Genomic DNA, 16,115 nt, shown 5'->3' with positions numbered 1-16,115 from the left:
CTTCACGTACCGGGCACTCGAAGTGGTGGGGGGAGTGGAAGCGCTGGTGCGGGTCGAGCCCGGACTCGGCGATGTCTGTCGAGCGGAGCGGGTGTGCTACCCGGCGGTGATCTCGCCGCCCAGGGCCGCGACGGCGTCGGTGAGAACGGCGGCTCCGACGATGTTGATCAGCAACAGGCCCAGGGCGAAGGACTTCTGGGCATCCGTCATCGTGCTCCCGGCGAGGGACCTGACGGCCGTGCCGAGCTCCTGTTGTTCGGTGGCGGGGCTGTTCTGGAGCAGGCCGAGGCAGAAGGTCGGCAGGGCGAGGTGGGCCTTGGTGAAGGAGACGCCGTGCATGATGGCGGCGACCTGCCGGGACCGCTCGCGGGCCCGGGCCCGGTCGACCCCGCGGTCGGCGGCGGTCAGCAGGATGGTGAGCGCGGTGCTCGGGCCGACCCCGATGTCCTGCTGCCCGACCCGTACGGTGAACAGCGAACTGCGGAACAGCGCGAGGGCTCCGAAGGCGGCCACCAGCACCTGGGTGGCGGCGATGCCGTTGGCCCCGGAGGCGCCGAAGGTCCAGCCGAAGGTGTGGGCGAGGTACAGCGCGCTGCCGGCGGAGGCCGCGTTGATGGCGGCGTACGTCCAGGCGCTCGGCACCCGCAGCAGGGCGGCCGGCCGGTCGCGGTAGCGGGAGACCAGTTCGGCCAGGCCGACGAGCAGGGCCAGCCCGCAGGCGACGAGGTAACCGACCACTGTCCCCTCCGGAGGTTCAGCCGAGCCAGCGGGCAGCGAACCTGGTACCGGACTCGGTCAGCCGGAGGGAGTCCTCGCCGTCCTGGGTCTGCACCTCCAGGAGTCCGAGATCCCGCAGCACGATCACTTCCTGCGCCATCTGGAGGGTGCTGAACCCGAGCTGCTCCCGCAACCCGTCGACCGTGACCGGGCCGGAGGCCACGACTGCCCGAAGCAGCTCGGTGGCGGTGCCGGACAGCGGCGCGCCCTCGGGGGCGGCGGCCGACTGGACGTAGGACCCCGCCGTGGCCGGAGGACTCTGCGCGCTGCTGAGGAAGGAACTCCACGGGTCGACGGAGTCGGGCTGTGCCATGCTGCGTACTCCCTCGACGGCTGGGCGGGCACCTCTCTGCATTGTGCCACCCGGGCTACGGGAGAGGGCATGGCGGAGCTGATGTTGTCGCCGACCGGCCGGGTGGTGGAGGCCGAACTCGACCGGGGCGGCCTGGGCGTGGGCCACGCGGCACGTGAGTCCAGGCGGTGGCCCGCAGCACCCTCGCGGGCGACGGGCCCGGTGCCGGTCGGGCCCTCGCCGAGCTCGAACACACCGTCCGGCGTGCGACCGGGGGAGGAGCTCATGCCTGGCCGCACGATCCGAGGGCGCCGTACACGAGGACGGCGAAGGAGTTGTCGCCGCTGACGCATCTGCTGTCGACCTGGACGGGAATCGCGGCCCGGTCGCCGGAGAGGGTCCCCGGGGCGGCGACGAGGACGCCGTTGGCGCTGGAGCTGCGGCGGCTACCGGGGCCGGTGACGACGGGGAGGTTCTCCTCCTCGTGGGGCTGTGCGGCGGCGATGAGGCGCCCGGTGCCCAGCGCCCAGACCGCGGTGGGCTTCCCGCTGTGGTCGACGAGCGAGCGGACGGGCCGGCCGGTCGGGGTCCGGATCGCGGCCCAGTGGCCGAAGTTCGTGGTGCGGAGCATCAGGTAGCCGGTGCCCTGCTCGTTGTCCTCGGTGAAGGCGGCGACCACGCCCCCGGGGCGGTTCTCGTAGGTGTGGACGGCCTGCATGACGGCATCGGCGGGACCCTCTGCTCCGAGCAGGCCGTCGTTCTCGATCACCGTCAGGCCCAGCGCCCGCAGCTCGTTCGCGATGGCCGACGGCTGCTCGGCCTGGGCGGTCGCCGCCGCCGGGTCCGGGTCGGCGGCGCTGGGGACGGTGAGAGCGGTCAGCGGAAGAAGCGCCGCGACCAGCGCGCAGGCTCCCAGTCGCCATCGGGGGCGGCTCAGGCCGCGCACGCGCTCACGTCCGGTCATCACCATTTCGGTCAGCCTCTCGACAAAGGTGACAAGAGCAAGGGGGACTTCCCTCGCACAACGGACAATAAGTACCCGAAGCGTTGGGAAACGTGACTGCCGGTCGGAGTGTCGCCGCCGCCGACCGCGCCCGCCTGCCCCGACTGCCCGGCCGTGCCCGACTGCCCGGCCGTGCCCGCCTGCCCGGCCGTGCCCGCCTACCCGGCCGGACGCGGCGGGAGCGTGCCGACGTTCGTCGGCAGCGGGTACGCCGCCGGGTCCACCGGCCCCGGCAGCCCCGTCGCCGGGCGGGCGGGCGCCGCCGGGTCGACGGCGGACGGTTGCGCGGGCGGGGCCGCCACCTGGCTGAACGGCACCCCCGGCGGAGCCTGCACAGGCGCCGGACGCCCGGCCGCCAGCGGTCCGCGTCCCGCGCCACCGCAGGGCGCCGCCGCCTCCAGCCCCTCCGGGCTCTCGGTGCCGGGCCGGTTGCCGCCGAAGCAGTTGGCGGGATCGGCCGAGGCCAGGACGAGGTCCGCGCCGTTGCCGTCCACCTGGTTGCCCTCGACCCGGTTGCCGCTCGCCGGGTGGCCCGCCGGATCGGTGACGATCACCCCGGCCGCGCGGTTGCCCCGGACGAGGTTGCGCTCCACCCGGTTCGCCGTGCCGCCGCCGATCCCGATCCCGATGCCGAAGCCCCCGTCCGCCTGCTGCGGAGTGTCGGCGGCGTTGTTGTCGACGACCACGTTGCCCGCGATCACCGCGCCGTGCTGCGGGGCCAGGGCCTCCAGGTCGTTGGAGTTGATCGTGACGCCGACCCGGTTCCCGGCCACCCGGTTACCCAGGATCGACAGGCCGTCCGAGGCGTTGGTCAGTTCGACACCCACCGCGTTGCGTTCCACCGTGTTGCCGCGCACCAGGGTGTCGCAGGGCTTGCACTGGCCGACGTAGATACCGGAGTCGGCGTGCCCGGAGGCGTAGGAGTCCTCGATCACGCCGCCGCGCGCGTCGAACGCGTAGATGCCGTACAAACCGTTGTCGTACGCCGTGACCCCGGTCGCCCGGAAGCCCTGGACGGGCGGGAACCGGGCGGTGTCCAGCGGATCGTACGCCGAGCCGCCCGCGCCGCGCTGCTGCAGCTTCTCGTCCGTGACGCCGGTGAACAGCACGCCGTTGGCCAGGTAGTGGTGCACGGTGAGGTTCTCCACCACCGAGCCGGGGCCGGTGACGGTGATGCCGTTGGCCAGCTTGAGCCCGCCGTCGAGGACCACGGCGGAGCGGTCGGTCCCGCGCAGTACCAGGTTGCTCCTGGTCACGCGCACGCTCTCGCGGTACGTGCCCGGGCCGATCAGCACCGTGTCCCCTTCGCGCGCGACGTCCACGGCCCGCTGGACGGTGGGGAAGTCCTCCGGCACCCGCACCACGGTGCCGGCCGGGTGCGCGGCGTCGGCGGAGTCCGATCCGCCGGAGGAGCACCCGCTGGCCGTCCCGGCGGCCAGCGCCACCACTACCGCAAGAGTCAACTGACGAACACGAAACGTGATTTGCATAGGACGTGTTCTATCGTCTCCAATAGGGCGCATGCCCACCGAACCGGAGAACGCGCCGCCGGATTTCGCTTCTCCGGAGAACACGCCGACATCGGGCCCGCCGCCGTCGGACCCGCCCGCCGGTCCGTCCGCGAGCGGTCCCGGGCGGCGCCGCGCACTGCTGGCGGTGGGGGCGGTACTGGCCGCCGGCTTCGGCGCGGCGGCCGGTGAACTGGCGCCCGGCGGCTCGGTGTTCGGTGGCTCGCTGCTCGGCGGGTCCACCGGCTCCGGCCGACCCCCGGCGCGTGGCGTCGGCGCGCCGCCTCCGGAGGCCGCGATCCCCTTCCACGGAGTCCGCCAGAGCGGACTGACGGGCCCTCAACTCGCCACGACCCGGCTGCTCGCCTTCGACCTGCCGTCGAACTCCCCGGTCGCCGACCGCACGGCCCTCCGCACCGTGCTCGCCGAGTGGACCGGCCTCCTCGCCGCCACGGCGGCGGGCACGCCGCCGGACCCGCGACTGCGGGGCGATGACGGTCCGCCCCGGACCGCCTCGCTGGTCGGTCTCGGCCCGGCGCTCGCCGCCAGGCTGTCCCTCGCCGTGCCCGGCGGCCTGGCCGAGCCGCCGGTCTTCCCCGGCGACCGCCTCGACCCGGCGCGCGGCGGCGGCGACCTGTTGCTCCAGCTCTCCGCCGCCGACCCCTGGACGCTCGCCGTCCTCACCGAACTCGCCGGTGCGGCGGCCCACTCCGCCGGCGCCCTGCCCCGCTGGTCGCAGTCCGGATTCCTGCCCCCGACCCGGCCGGGCGTCACCCCGCGCAACCTGTTCGGATTCAAGGACGGCACCGCCAACCCGGACGAGGACGCCGCCCGGCAGTGGGTCTGGGGTCCGCCCGGCCCGCACGAGAACGCCACCGTCCTGGTCTACCGGCGGATCCGGATGGACACCGCCGCCTTCGCGGCCCTCCCCACCGAGGGGCAGGAGGCCGCGATGGGCCGCCGCGTCGGCGACGGCGCCCCGCTGACCGGCGCCGCCGAGCGCGACGAGCCCGACCTCTACGCCAAGCACCCGGACGGCGCCTACGTCATCCCGGCCACCGCGCACGTCCGGCTCACCGGTCCCCGCCTCGACGGCGGTGCCCGGATGCTCCGCCGCGGCTACAGCTACGACGACGCCCCGGACGACCGGGGGCTGCTCTTCGCCGCCTTCGTGCGCGACACCGCCCAGTTCACCCGGGTGCAGAGCCGTCTCGCCGAACGCGACGCCCTCAACCCCTTCCTCGCCCACACCGCCTCCGCCGTGGCCTACATCCTCCCCGGCGCCCCGCCGGGGACCGTCCTCGGCGAGCGGCTCTTTATCTGACGATCCGTCATGACACATTCTGCGAAGACCCCTTGGGGATCCCGCGCACTGTCGTCCCCACTCCTGGGGTCGCCGCCGCCGCTCCCGGCTCCCGAGGCCGGGGGATCTCGCCGTTCTCCGGCCGGCGGGCCGTCGGTGCGCCAGGATGTAGGCCGACGAACGCGGATGGCGGGGTTGGGGGTTGTGAGTGAGCCGGGACCACGAACAGGCGGCCGGAGCGGACAGCGGTGTGGTGAACCGGGTGGACGACCGGACAGGGCCCCGGCCGGACAGCCGGGTCGAGACCCGGCCGGAAGGCCGCGTGGACAGCCGGTCGGACAGCCGGGTGGACAACCGGATGACCGGCGGCACCGTGCACGGCACCGTCGTGCAGACGGGCCGCGCCGACATCACCCTGCGGTTGTCCGACCCGGCGGGGCCGGCCGCCCTGGCGGTGACCGTCACCCCGCCGCTGGGGCTGCGCGACCCCGGCCGCCCCCTGCGCGGACGTGAGGGGACCCTGGAACGCCTGGAGGCCGAACTCGCCGCCGACTCCGGCGCCGAGGGCCGGCTGCTGGCCCTGTGCGGCATGGGCGGCTGCGGCAAGACCGCCATCGCCCTGGAGATCGCCGCCCGCCGCAGCGCCGCCGGCTGCCGGGTGTGGTGGGTCGAGGCCCGCAACGGTCCCGCCCTGGAGGCCGCCCTGCGCGCCGTCGCCCGCCAGGCCGGTGCGAGTCAGGAGGAACTGGAGCGCGGCGACACCGCCGACCTGGTCTGGTTCCGGCTGGCCCGCCTGGACACCCCGTGGCTGCTGGTCGTCGACAACGCCGACGACCCCGCCCTGCTCGACGGCCCCGGCTCGCTGGCCGCCGGCACCGGCTGGATCCGGCCCGCCACCGGCCCCGGCGCCGTCCTGGTCACCACCCGCGACAGTGACCGCGCCACCTGGGGCCCGGTCGCCCGGCTCCACCTGCTGCGGCCGCTGACCGGCGGCCGGCTCGACGCCGCCGCCCGGATCCTGCGCGACCACGCCCCCGCGAGCGCCGGCACAGCCACCGAGGCGCACCTGCTCGCCGCCCGCCTGGGCGGCCTCCCGCTCGCCCTCCGCCTGGCCGGTACCTACCTCGACCTGGCGAACCGGACCCCGCCGCCGTTCCGGGCCCCCGCCACCCCGACCACCTACACCGGCTACCGGCGGGCCTGGGAGGAGGGCCTGGACCGGCTGGACCCGGGCCACCTCCTCGCCCGGACCTGGGCCATGTCGGTCGCGTTGCTCGAACAGCGCGGCCACGCCCACACCCGCGGCCTGCTCGAACTCCTCGCCGCCTTCGCCGACGCCGACCTCCCCTACACCCACCTCCTCACCCCCGACCGCCTCGCCGACGCGGGCCCGCTCGCCGCCCTCGACGGGCCCGCGATCTGGCAGCACCTGACCGCCCTCTCGGCGCTCGGCCTGGTCGAACTCCTCGAACCCGCCCCCGGAACGCCCGCCGTGCTGCGGATGCACCCCCTCGTCCGGGATGCCTCGCGCACCGCCGGGACGACGGCTGTCGCAGCCGGGATCGTGACCACGACAGCGCTCACCGACGCGCTGGGGGACGACACGGACCCCGCGGTCGCGGCGGCCTGGCGATCGCTCGCTCCGCACATCCTGCACGTCTTCGAGCGGGCCGACCTCGCCGCTCTCGCCGATCCGGCCCTGCTGGACCTCACGCTGGCCACGAACATGGCCGGCCGCCAGCTCCTCACCGACGGCCTCCAGGCCCGGGCCCGGACGGTGCTGGAAGCCGTCTGCGCCGCGACCCGCGAACACCTGGGAGACGACCACCCCCACACCCTGGCCACCCGGCACAATCTCGCGCTGGTCCTGCGCGAGCTGGGGGAACTCACGTTCGCCCGCGCCGAGTTCGAGGCGGTTCTCGATGCCAGACGGAACCTGCGCGGTGACACGCACACCGCGACCCTCAACACCCGCCACGAACTGGCCCTGCTGCTCCGCACCCAGGGGAGACTGGACGAGGCCCGGGCCGAGCTCGAAGCCGTACTGGTCGTCCGGCGGGACGGGTTGGGGGAAGCCGATCCGAACACCCTGGTCACGCGGCACGAACTCGCCTGCGTGCTGCACGATCAGGGGGACCTCGACCGGGCCCGGGCCGAGTTCGAGGCCGTGATGGCGGGCTGGCGGGGACAGCTCGCGGACGACCACCCCCATCTGCTGGTCACCCGGCACGAGCTCGCACGTGTGCTGCACAACCAGGGGGAACTGGTCCGCGCCCTCGCGGAGTTCGAGGCCGTGATGGCGGGCTGGCGGGGACAGCTCGCGGACGACCACCCCCATCTGCTGGTCACCCGGCACGAGCTCGCGCGCGTGCTGCACAACCAGGGGGAACTGGCCCGTGCCCGCGAGGAGTTCGAGACGGTCCTCGCCGTCGAACGGGAGCGGCTGGGCGACACGCACCCCAGCACTCTCCTCACCCGGTACAACCTCGCCCTTCTACTGCGCGACCAGGGCGAGTTGACGCAGGCCCGGGCCGAGCTGGAGGCGGTCCTCGCCGTCGAGACCGAGCGGCTGGGGCCGGACCACCCGGACACCGAATTCACGCGCCGGAACCTGGACGGTGTACTGCGCCGGCTCGGGGAGCTCCGGGGCCGCGACCCGGCGCCGTGACTCGGGCCGCGGCTGGGGTCCGCGACTCGGGTCCGCGACTCCGGGCCGTGGCGCGCCGGTCGGGCCCGGCCGCGCGGACTCAGCGGGCCAGCACTTCGATCCCGTGGACGGCGTTCCGCGCGCCGCCGGGCGGCTGCACGCGGCCCCGGGCGTCGGTGGCCCGGCAGCGGATCAGGTGCCGTCCGGGGGCGAGCGCGCAGGGCAGGGTGAACCGCTGCCAGACGGGCTGCGGGCCGCGCGGCTCCAGCCGGGCCGGCTGCCAGCCGGCGTCGTCGACGGCGACCTCCACCGCGACCACCGGGTCGAAGCCCCAGGCCCGGCCGGTCACCTGGAACGGCCCGGCCGGGACGGCGTCCCCCTCGCCCGTCCCGACCAGCCTGCTGTTGACCTCGACCTCCCGCACCGGTCGAGGCGCGCCGCCACCCGGCGGGACCCGGGTGTAGAGGCGGGTGGTGAAGAGGTGCTCGGGCCGGCGGTCGGCCAGGACGAGGCGGGTCAACCACTTGACCGAGTTGGTGCCGAAGAACCGGGGGACCACCGCGCGTACCGGGAACCCGTGCTCCCTCGGCAGCGGCGCGCCGTTCACGGTATCGGCGAGCAGCACCTCCGCGCGGGCCACCTCCAGCGGCAGGTCCTTGAGGTACGCCACGCCCTGCTCGCCCGCGAACGCGCCCCGGTCGGCGCCCTCCAGCCAGAGGTGACGGGCCTGCGGGCGAACGCCGACCAGGTCCAGCACGGCGGACAGCGGCACCCCGGACCAGGCGAGGTTGGCGACGGCGCGGGTCGGCAGGTCCGGGTGGACGGGGTTGCCGTAGCACTCGTGGAAGGCGGTGAGGTCCGCGCGCGGCAGTCCGCGCAGGGCTCGCAGGCCCAGTCGCTGCGGCCGGTCCACCAGTCCCTCGACGCTCAGCGTCCAGGCGGCGGCGTCGAGTTGGGGTGGCGGCCCGAGGTGGCTGCGGCGGAAGAGCTGCCCGACGGGGGTGAGGAAGGCGTCGGGGACGTTCGGATCGGTGGGCGCTGCCCGCATGCGGGCTCCCTCTGTCGTCGGGCGGCCCGGGGGACCGGGAGGGCGGAACGGCTCCACCCCCGAACGGTCCGTGTACCCCGGCCGCCGCCCACCGATGCGGGGTGCGCCGTGCCGCCCTCGGCGGCCCGCCGCGCCCTCCGCCGCGCCCTCGTCGCCCCTGCGGCCAGGCGCCCGTGAGCGCCCTGGCACGAGGGCCGGGGCCGCCGCCCGACGGCGGTGACCCCGGCCGTTCCGTGACTCTTCGTCGGTCCGTCAGCCGGCGTGGGCGCGCAGGACACTGTCGGCGTCGTCGACGACGTCGGGCGTGGCGAGGGCCTGGGCGCCCGCGTGGAGGCGGAGCGTGGTGCGGGCCAGGCGTTCGCCCTGGTAGCGGGCCGCCGCGAGGGTGGGGGCGTCGGGGCCGTCCTCGGAACTGCCGGTCGAGGAGGTGCCGTAAGGGTTGCCGCCGGCCGCGAACACGACCGGGTCGGTGTAGCCGGGCGGGACGATCAGGGCGCCCCAGTGGTAGAAGACATTGGACAGCGACAGGATCGTGGCTTCGGTCCCGCCGTGCCGGTTGAACGCGGCGGTGAAGACCGTCACCGGTTTGTCCGCGAGCCGTCCCTCCTCCCAGAGCCCGCTGGCCTGGTCGATGAACTGCTTGAGCTGCGCGGCCGGCGCGCCGAAGCGCGAGGGTGTGCCGAACGCGAAGGCGTCCGCCCACGCCAGATCGTCCAGGGTGGCCTCCTCCAGAGCCGCGGTGGCGTCGGCGTGCTGCCGCCAGCGCGGATTCCGGTCTATCGCGCTGTCGGGCGCGAGTTCGGCGACCCGCCGCAGCCGGACCTCGGCCCCGGTGGAGGCCGCTCCTTCGACGACCGCCTGCGCGAGCGCGTGCACGGTACCTGTGGCGCTGTAGTGGATGACTGCGACCTTGACGGTCATGTCCCTCTCCCGGCCTGTCGATCGGTAATCGGTTGTGCGGATGATGTTATGGGCACAACGGGATCACCGGGGAGGGTGCCGGAAGTGGTTCCGGTCCCGTCCTCCGCCCGGCCGCCTTCCGGTCCTCCGGTCGTCGCCTCAGGTGCCGCAGGCCGGGAGCAGCAGCAGTCGCTCGGGGTCGAACGGAACCCAGACCGGGGTCTCGCCCCGGCCCAGCGCCCGGACACGGCACCAGGCTCGGGAACCGGTGGACGGTCGCCACCAGCCATTGATCCGGCCCACCGTCCACGTGCCGTCCGCGCGATTGATCTGGACCGGCTGGTACGCGGGCTCGACCTCGTGCTCGGGCGGCTGCCACCCCGCTCCGTCGGCCGGGCCGGTGGTGCGGGCCGGGCCGGTGCTGCCGCTGGTGCGGGTGTCCCGGTACGGACGGTCTGCCATGTCTCCCCCTGCTGGCTGCGGCGTGGGTCGTGGGAGAGATTCTACAGATCTGTAGAAGTTCATGGGGCTCTCGGGGCGAACCCGGTGCGTGGCGTCGGTCGGACATGCGGTTGGGTGGCCGGGTGCGGCTCCGGGACGGGGACACACGCCCGGTTCGCCGCATCCGGACAAGGATGTGGTGGTTGCCACGGATGTGGACGCTAAATGCAGGGGGAAACATGGCCGACGGGTGGGACGGCGCACTACTGCTGGGACTTCTGGTACTGGTGGGGTCGTCCGTGCAGCGGCTGGCGGGCATGGGTTTCGCGCTCGTCTGCGGACCGGCCCTGGTCCTGCTCCTGGGGCCGGGCGACGGCGTGACCCTGTCCAACTGCGCCGCCGGCGTCATCAGCGCGATCGGCCTGGCCGACACCTGGCGCGAGGTCCGGCTGCTCCGGATGCTGCCGCTGATGGCGGCCGCCGCCTGCACCGTTCCGATGGGAGCCTGGGTCGCCGACCGGATACCGCCGCCGGCCCTGCTGATCGGCATCGGACTGCTGGTCACCGCGGCGGCCCTGCTGGTGATCCGGGGGATCCGCGCCGCCTCACTGCGCGGCGTCCGGGGTGCCGTGGCGGCGGGCGCGGCGAGCGGATTCATGAACGCCGCCGCCGGCGTCGGCGGCCCGGCCGTGTCGCTCTACGCCGTCAACACGGGCTGGACCGCCCGGGAGTTCGTGCCGAACGCCCAGCTCTACGGAGTCGTCGTGAACCTCTTCTCGATCGCCGCCAAGGGAGTCCCGCACCTGGCCGCCCCCGCCTGGTCCACGACGGCGGCCGGAATCGTCCTCGGCGCCGGGGCCGGCCGGATGCTGTCGAACCGCGTCCCGGAACGCGCCGCCCGCCGCGTCGTGCTGACCCTGGCCCTGGCCGGTGGGCTGGTCACCCTCGGCAAGGGACTCATCGTCCCTTGGTCGTAGGGTCGTAGGCTCACGTCCCAGCGGCCCACCTCCCCGGTCCTCCGGGCTGGCGGAATACCCGACCTCTCCGCTCTCGGGGGCGGGTTGGCACGTGTCGCAGCCGCCCCGAGGTGTCCGTGCTCCGGGTCTTCCGCGGCCCGGCCTGCCGCACGGCGGTGAGCGGCCACCCCCGCCGGGCGCGGCTCGGGCACCGGTCCTGGGAGTCCCAGTGCGGGTGACAGAGGCGAACACTCGGATTCGGGGACCTCGACGGCAGCGGATTCCCCACTTGCCGCCGGGCGGGAAGGCCCCGCCGCTTGCTCGGGAACAGCGGTAGGACGCCCGTCCTGGCCATGTTCATAGCCCGCTGCGCAGGACCCAGACGCTGCCTTCCCATCGGGCACTGGCCGGATTGCGCGGGCTCATCAGGCTGCCCCGCTCGAGCTCCGCGTCCGCCGCGAGCCCAGGACGAGCAGAGATCTCGCTCGCCCTGACCGCCTGATTCATGATCCGGATCGACCCCGTTGACCACTTCATGTCCGCCGTTCGCGGCTGCATCGTTACGTCTCTGGCACGTCCACACGATCGCAGGCCGGTCCGAGGAACGCGAGCGTATTCCCTGCCCCCATCAGGCAGGGCCGCGAGGCCGGCATCACGAGTTCAAGTTCAGTATCTCCAACTTGCTTGGAAGAGTTGAGGGTTCAGCGAAGCCGCTATGGTGCTCCGACGCGTTCTGTATATCGTGGGGACGAACGGGGTCGTCGATCGCGGACCTCGTGACCGATGGGCCTTCCGCTGAGGGGGATGCGGCCCCCGTCACGCGGGTCCCGGGCAAAGGGGATTTCTCGTGGACCGTGAGGTCGGACGTGGTAGCGGAGTTGATCGAGGGATCGCGATCTCTGTTGTCGGCGGCCTGCGGCGGGTGACCCGTCCCCTGCACCCTGGGCTGCGACCCTACATGTGCGGCCTCACCGGCTTCTCCCACCTGGCCCCGCCCTACCAGGTCCGGATGGTTCCGACCGGTCACGTCGTTCTGCATGTCAACCTGGCCGAGCCGTTCAGCCAGATCCGCCGCCTCGGAATGCCGGGCCCGGGTACCGGCCGGATCGGTTCGGCGGTGGTCGGTATGGAGGACCGGCCCGCCTGGTGTGTCCATCCAGGGGGTCGGCAAGAGGTGATCCGACTGGAGTTCACACCGCTCGGTGCCTACCGGCTACTGGCCATGCCCATGAACGAGTTGACCAACCTCGTGGTCAAGTTGGACGACGTCCTGGGCCCGGAGGCCGGTGAGCTGGTGGAGCGTCTGGTGTCCGCCTGTGGCTGGGCCGCCAGGTTCGACCTGCTGGACGCCGTGCTGCTGGCCCGGCTTGGCCGCAGCCCGGAGCCCGCACCCGAGGTCGAACACGCGTGGCGTCTGCTCTCCGGCTCAGCCGGCGCGGTCCCTATCGCCCGACTTGCCGACGAGGTGGGCTGGAGCCACAGGCACCTGGTCCGCCGGTATACCGAACAAGTCGGGCTCACACCGAAGACCTCGGCCCGGGTCCTCCGGTTCCGTCGCGCCACAGAGCTTCTCTCCCGCAAACCCGTGGACCTCGCCGCGATAGCCGCCAGCTGCGGCTACTACGACCAGGCCCACCTCACCCGGGAGTTCCGAGCCCTGGCCGGCCTCACCCCCGGCCGGGTGGCCGGCGCCACCCGCCTGGGGGACGAGGCTTTCGACCTCTAGGGCGAGGTCAAATTCGTCCAAGCCAACCCCGTCTCCTTCACGCTACGTTCGAGGGCGCGGTCGGCGCCGACCGGAGCGCATCCGGTCGCGCCACCGGCTCCGTTCGATCAATCGTGACCTAGGGGGGAACACGATGGATGTGACACAGACGGTGGAAGCGGCCATTCCAGCTCTGCTCGCGATCGCGGGCCCGGTCCTGGCGGGGGCCGAGGAGGCGGTGACCCAGACCAGCGCCAGCCTGGGGCGGCGCCTTTTGGAACGGCTGTTCAGGCTGAGGTCCGGCGACGTCGTGCCGACCCCGGCGGAGCCCCTGCCGATGGAGGCCCAGCAACTGGTCAGGGAAGCCGTCCGGCAGGCCGTCCTTCAGGACCCGGTTCTGCTGGAGAGGCTCGAATCGCTGGTGCAGCGCGCGCATGTACTCAACGTCGGCCAGGGCGTGGCAATGGTGACCAACCACGGTCCCGTCACGCTCAACTTCTCCCGGAGCAACTGAGTTGGCCCGGGGGGACCCCGGCCCGGCAAGCGGCTACCAGGTGGAGCAGGGCGCCGCCTTCAATAACAACTACGGCCCGGTCCAGATCTACCACAACACCGTCAAGTACCTTTCGGTCCACTGGGGCAAGTTGCTGGGCGGGGTGACCGTGCTGCTTGTACTGGTCGGCGCCGTCTGGGGCGGCTGGCACTGGCGGGAGGCCAACCGGGACCTCGACATCACCTCCGCGGCGCAGCTCGAAGGCGATCGCCCGACCCCGGTCGAAGGGGTGCTCACCCTCCGGCTCGACGGCCCGCCGAAGCGCAGTCATCTGCGGCTCACCCTGACGCTGGCCGAAGGCCAGCCGAAGAGCCAACTGTGCCTGCCGGATGCCTTCGTCGAGATCCGCTCGGACGACGGAACGGACGCGGCGGCTACTGCGCTCAAGGCGAAGCAGGTCGCCGACGCACTGAACGGGAAGCCGGTGATCGTCCCTCTCGTCTCCGGCAGCGGTCGACCCCGCCTATTGCTGTTGTTGAGGGCCGGCACGGGGTGCCGCCTCGATGTCGGTGTTGCGCGGATGGTTCTCACCAACGATTAGGGGAATGTGGTGCGGGGGAACGGCGGGCTGCTCCTTGCGGGTGTGCTGGTCGGGCTGTTGTCGCTGAGCGGCTGCTCGGATCAGCAGAAGTCGATGTTCGACCAGGAGATCATCCACGTGGGGATCAAGAACAACCAGCCGGGCACCAGCATGCTGAACTCGAACCACAACTGGGAGGGCTTTGACGTCCAGATCGCCAATCAGATCACCAAGGCGCTCGGGTCGACCCCCTTCTTCAACGACGTGGCCTCGGCCCAGCGGGAGGCGGTGCTCATCAGCCATGCCGACGACCTTGTGATCGCCACCTACTCGATCACACCGGCCAGGATGGATCTGGTCCACTTCATCGGGCCGTACGCGGTCACCCAGCAGGGCTTCATGGTTCGGGCGGAGAATGCCCAGATCGACAGCCTGGAAGGGTTCAGGGAGAAGACGGTCTGCAGCTGGACGGGCACAACATCGCTGGAAGAGCTCCGTATTCTGGCAAAGAGTGGTTTCCTCCGCGTAATCGAGAAGTCGGACGTGGAGCAGTGTCGGGAGGAACTGATGGCCGACCGGGCCTTCGCGGTGTCCACCGACCAGTTGCTACTCTACGGAATAGCCGAGAGCGACCCCAGATTGAAAGTCGTCCCGAAGGTCACCGTAGGAACGAAGAACTACTACGGGGTGGGAATCCGCAAGAACCGCCAGGAGGATTGCAGGCGGATCAGGGACTTCCTCAGGCAATACGTGGTCGGCAGCGACTGGGTTCGTGATCTGAGGACCGCCATTCCCGGAATCGACAATCCCGAGGACTTCCGTCCGAACCCATTGGACACCGCGCGGTTCTCCTGCGTCGACAAGGTCGACTGAGCCGCCCGTGGGCAACGGGCCAGCTGGGCGACGGTGGCTCTTGCCCTGGCATCTTGATCCTGGCAGATCGACCGGCTGTGAGGGCCGTCACGACGGCGGCCAACTCGCTCCACCGGCCGCGTGGTGCCGCCGGGGGTCGGGGTGGATACGCGGGAGGAGGCGGAGCTCGGCCACTCTCGTGGGCGTCCTCGTCTGACGGAATGTTGCTCATCGGCACCCGGGTCGAGTCGAAGAGATGATGACACGCCGGCGAAGCGAACATGGCCGGATCCGGAGCCGGGCCGGACAGGGCGAGGGGGCCGACTGCGACGACGATGGCCACGAGGGCCCGCTTGCGGATGCTCATGACCCCGTAGCAGTTCTGAGCCCGACGTGGTCACGGGGCGGTGGGCCGCGTCGACTCCGAGCGCCGGCTCGCCACCGCCGACTGGCTCAGCTGCTGCACCAAGCGGCGACGCGCGCGGCCGGGTGGCCCGGCGGGGTGGGCCGGTGGGGTCGGGTCGGTAAGACTGTGCTCGTGCAGATTCGAATCGAAGCCGTCGACCTTCCCGGCCGTTCCTGCCCCGGCGGGCCGGATGCTCCCGACCTCCTCGACGTGCATGTGGCCGTTCAACGGCGCGAGCGGCCCGGCGAACTGATCGGGCTCCACCCCGGTGACGCGGCCTCGGCCGTGTGGACGCTGGAGTGTACGGCGAGTCCGCTGGACGGGGGCGTCGACCTCAAGGGTCCCTATGTGCAGGGGCGGCCCGGGCAGCGCTTCGTCTACCTGGTGTGGGGGAACGTCGATCCGGCGGGCGGGTTCACCATGTTCCGGCGGGCGAAGCTGATGTTCGACGGGGTGGACGCCGGGATTCTCGCCGAGGCGGTGGCCGCCGGGCGGCTGGTCGGCCGGCTCGGGCTGACGGACGTCAAGGGGCTGCCGCTGTGCGCGGCGGTCCGTCCGCCGATGGTGACCTGGTCCGCGGAGCCCGCCTGACCGTCACGGTGGCCCCGGAGGACGGCCCTTGGGGGCTCATGGGGCCGGGGGTCTTACGGCGCGCACATACCGGGGTGGGGTATGGTGCCGCCATGTGTCGCCGCCCGGACGCCGAAGCCTCCCCGCACGGGCCCGCCGCCCGGACCGGGGCGGCCGGGCGCCGGTACCGGGACCGCCGCCGTTGGACGGGGGCGGCCGTCGTGCTGCTCCTGCTGACGGCCCTCGGGCTGATCGGCCACCACTCCCTGCCGGTGGGCGTGACACCGGCCTCGCACGGCCGGGTGGTGATGGCGCACGACGCGGCGGCGCATGAGCTGGCAGCGCATGAGCCGACGGCGCACGGCACCCCTGGCGTGACCGCCGGCGTGCCCGTCGTCGGCGCTCCCGTTCGGGCCTGTGCCGAACACCGGGTCTGCTCCTCGACCGTCCCCGCGCGCGGCGCGGCTCCCGTCGCCCCGCCCGCGGTCGCCCTCCTCGCGCCGCGACTCCCCGACCCGGCGCCGCACCCGGCCGCCGCCCGGCCCGGCCTTCCCTGGCCGGGCGCACCGCCCCCCGACCTCGACGTCCTCTCCGTCGCGCGCAGATAGGCGCCCCCGGCGGCCGGGAGCCGGAA

The 16,115-nt window shown here is 73.0% G+C and carries 16 protein-coding genes; 9 read left to right on the top strand and 7 right to left on the bottom strand.

What is annotated here, in order from left to right; all coding sequences use genetic code 11:
* Positions 1-96 precede the first annotated feature (96 nt).
* The 4 genes from ACIQ9P_RS08100 to ACIQ9P_RS08085 form a co-directional block, all read right to left on the bottom strand.
* Positions 97-738, bottom strand: coding sequence for a hypothetical protein (locus tag ACIQ9P_RS08100; protein WP_402351589.1), 642 nt, complete (start codon positions 736-738; stop codon positions 97-99).
* Between the two features lie 16 nt (positions 739-754).
* On the bottom strand, positions 755-1,090 hold the full coding sequence (locus ACIQ9P_RS08095) for a hypothetical protein (protein ID WP_402351586.1): 336 nt from the start codon (positions 1,088-1,090) through the stop codon (positions 755-757).
* A gap of 262 nt (positions 1,091-1,352) precedes the next feature.
* The gene (locus tag ACIQ9P_RS08090) at positions 1,353-2,039 is read right to left on the bottom strand and encodes a hypothetical protein (RefSeq protein WP_402351584.1); all 687 of its coding nucleotides are present in this window, start codon (positions 2,037-2,039) and stop codon (positions 1,353-1,355) included.
* Between the two features lie 191 nt (positions 2,040-2,230).
* The gene (locus ACIQ9P_RS08085) at positions 2,231-3,535 is read right to left on the bottom strand and encodes a right-handed parallel beta-helix repeat-containing protein (protein ID WP_402351581.1); all 1,305 of its coding nucleotides are present in this window, start codon (positions 3,533-3,535) and stop codon (positions 2,231-2,233) included.
* A 58-nt stretch (positions 3,536-3,593) separates the two neighbouring features.
* Between ACIQ9P_RS08085 and ACIQ9P_RS08080 the strand changes: the two genes are divergently transcribed.
* Positions 3,594-4,904, top strand: a complete 1,311-nt coding sequence (locus ACIQ9P_RS08080; protein ID WP_402351578.1) for a Dyp-type peroxidase — start codon at positions 3,594-3,596, stop codon at positions 4,902-4,904.
* A 301-nt stretch (positions 4,905-5,205) separates the two neighbouring features.
* On the top strand, positions 5,206-7,551 hold the full coding sequence (locus ACIQ9P_RS08075; protein WP_402351575.1) for a tetratricopeptide repeat protein: 2,346 nt from the start codon (positions 5,206-5,208) through the stop codon (positions 7,549-7,551).
* Between the two features lie 79 nt (positions 7,552-7,630).
* On the opposite strand, the gene ACIQ9P_RS08070 is transcribed toward ACIQ9P_RS08075, so the two are convergent.
* The 3 genes from ACIQ9P_RS08070 to ACIQ9P_RS08060 all read right to left on the bottom strand — a co-directional run bounded on the left by ACIQ9P_RS08070 (position 7,631) and on the right by ACIQ9P_RS08060 (position 9,940).
* Positions 7,631-8,578 (bottom strand): molybdopterin-dependent oxidoreductase, encoded by a 948-nt coding sequence (locus ACIQ9P_RS08070; RefSeq protein WP_402351572.1) that lies wholly within the window; start codon positions 8,576-8,578, stop codon positions 7,631-7,633.
* 252 nt (positions 8,579-8,830) lie between these two features.
* A complete protein-coding gene (gene wrbA / locus ACIQ9P_RS08065; RefSeq protein WP_402351570.1) occupies positions 8,831-9,499 on the bottom strand; it encodes an NAD(P)H:quinone oxidoreductase in 669 nt (222 codons plus the stop codon).
* Between the two features lie 138 nt (positions 9,500-9,637).
* A complete protein-coding gene (locus ACIQ9P_RS08060; protein WP_402351567.1) occupies positions 9,638-9,940 on the bottom strand; it encodes a hypothetical protein in 303 nt (100 codons plus the stop codon).
* Positions 9,941-10,158: 218 nt separating this feature from the next.
* Here ACIQ9P_RS08060 and ACIQ9P_RS08055 point away from each other — a divergent pair, with 218 nt between their 5' ends.
* From ACIQ9P_RS08055 to ACIQ9P_RS08025, 7 genes are all read left to right on the top strand, one after another.
* Positions 10,159-10,896 (top strand): TSUP family transporter, encoded by a 738-nt coding sequence (locus ACIQ9P_RS08055; protein WP_402351564.1) that lies wholly within the window; start codon positions 10,159-10,161, stop codon positions 10,894-10,896.
* A gap of 901 nt (positions 10,897-11,797) precedes the next feature.
* On the top strand, positions 11,798-12,601 hold the full coding sequence (locus ACIQ9P_RS08050; protein ID WP_402351562.1) for a helix-turn-helix domain-containing protein: 804 nt from the start codon (positions 11,798-11,800) through the stop codon (positions 12,599-12,601).
* A 133-nt stretch (positions 12,602-12,734) separates the two neighbouring features.
* Positions 12,735-13,094, top strand: a complete 360-nt coding sequence (locus ACIQ9P_RS08045) for a hypothetical protein (RefSeq protein ID WP_402351559.1) — start codon at positions 12,735-12,737, stop codon at positions 13,092-13,094.
* Positions 13,095-13,134: 40 nt separating this feature from the next.
* Entirely contained in the window at positions 13,135-13,674 is a 540-nt protein-coding gene (locus tag ACIQ9P_RS08040; protein ID WP_402351556.1) for a hypothetical protein, read from the top strand.
* Positions 13,675-13,683: 9 nt separating this feature from the next.
* Positions 13,684-14,526: a transporter substrate-binding domain-containing protein gene (locus tag ACIQ9P_RS08035; protein ID WP_402351553.1), complete on the top strand. Its 843-nt coding sequence runs from the start codon at positions 13,684-13,686 to the stop codon at positions 14,524-14,526.
* A 517-nt stretch (positions 14,527-15,043) separates the two neighbouring features.
* A complete protein-coding gene (locus ACIQ9P_RS08030; protein WP_402351550.1) occupies positions 15,044-15,502 on the top strand; it encodes a DUF5990 family protein in 459 nt (152 codons plus the stop codon).
* Positions 15,503-15,594: 92 nt separating this feature from the next.
* Positions 15,595-16,089, top strand: coding sequence for a hypothetical protein (locus ACIQ9P_RS08025; protein WP_402351548.1), 495 nt, complete (start codon positions 15,595-15,597; stop codon positions 16,087-16,089).
* Positions 16,090-16,115: the final 26 nt, after the last annotated feature.

The sequence above is a fragment of the Kitasatospora sp. NPDC094019 genome, assembly GCF_044764505.1.
Classification (GTDB): Bacteria; Actinomycetota; Actinomycetes; order Streptomycetales; family Streptomycetaceae; genus Kitasatospora.
This window is presented reverse-complemented; position numbering and strand designations above follow the sequence as displayed.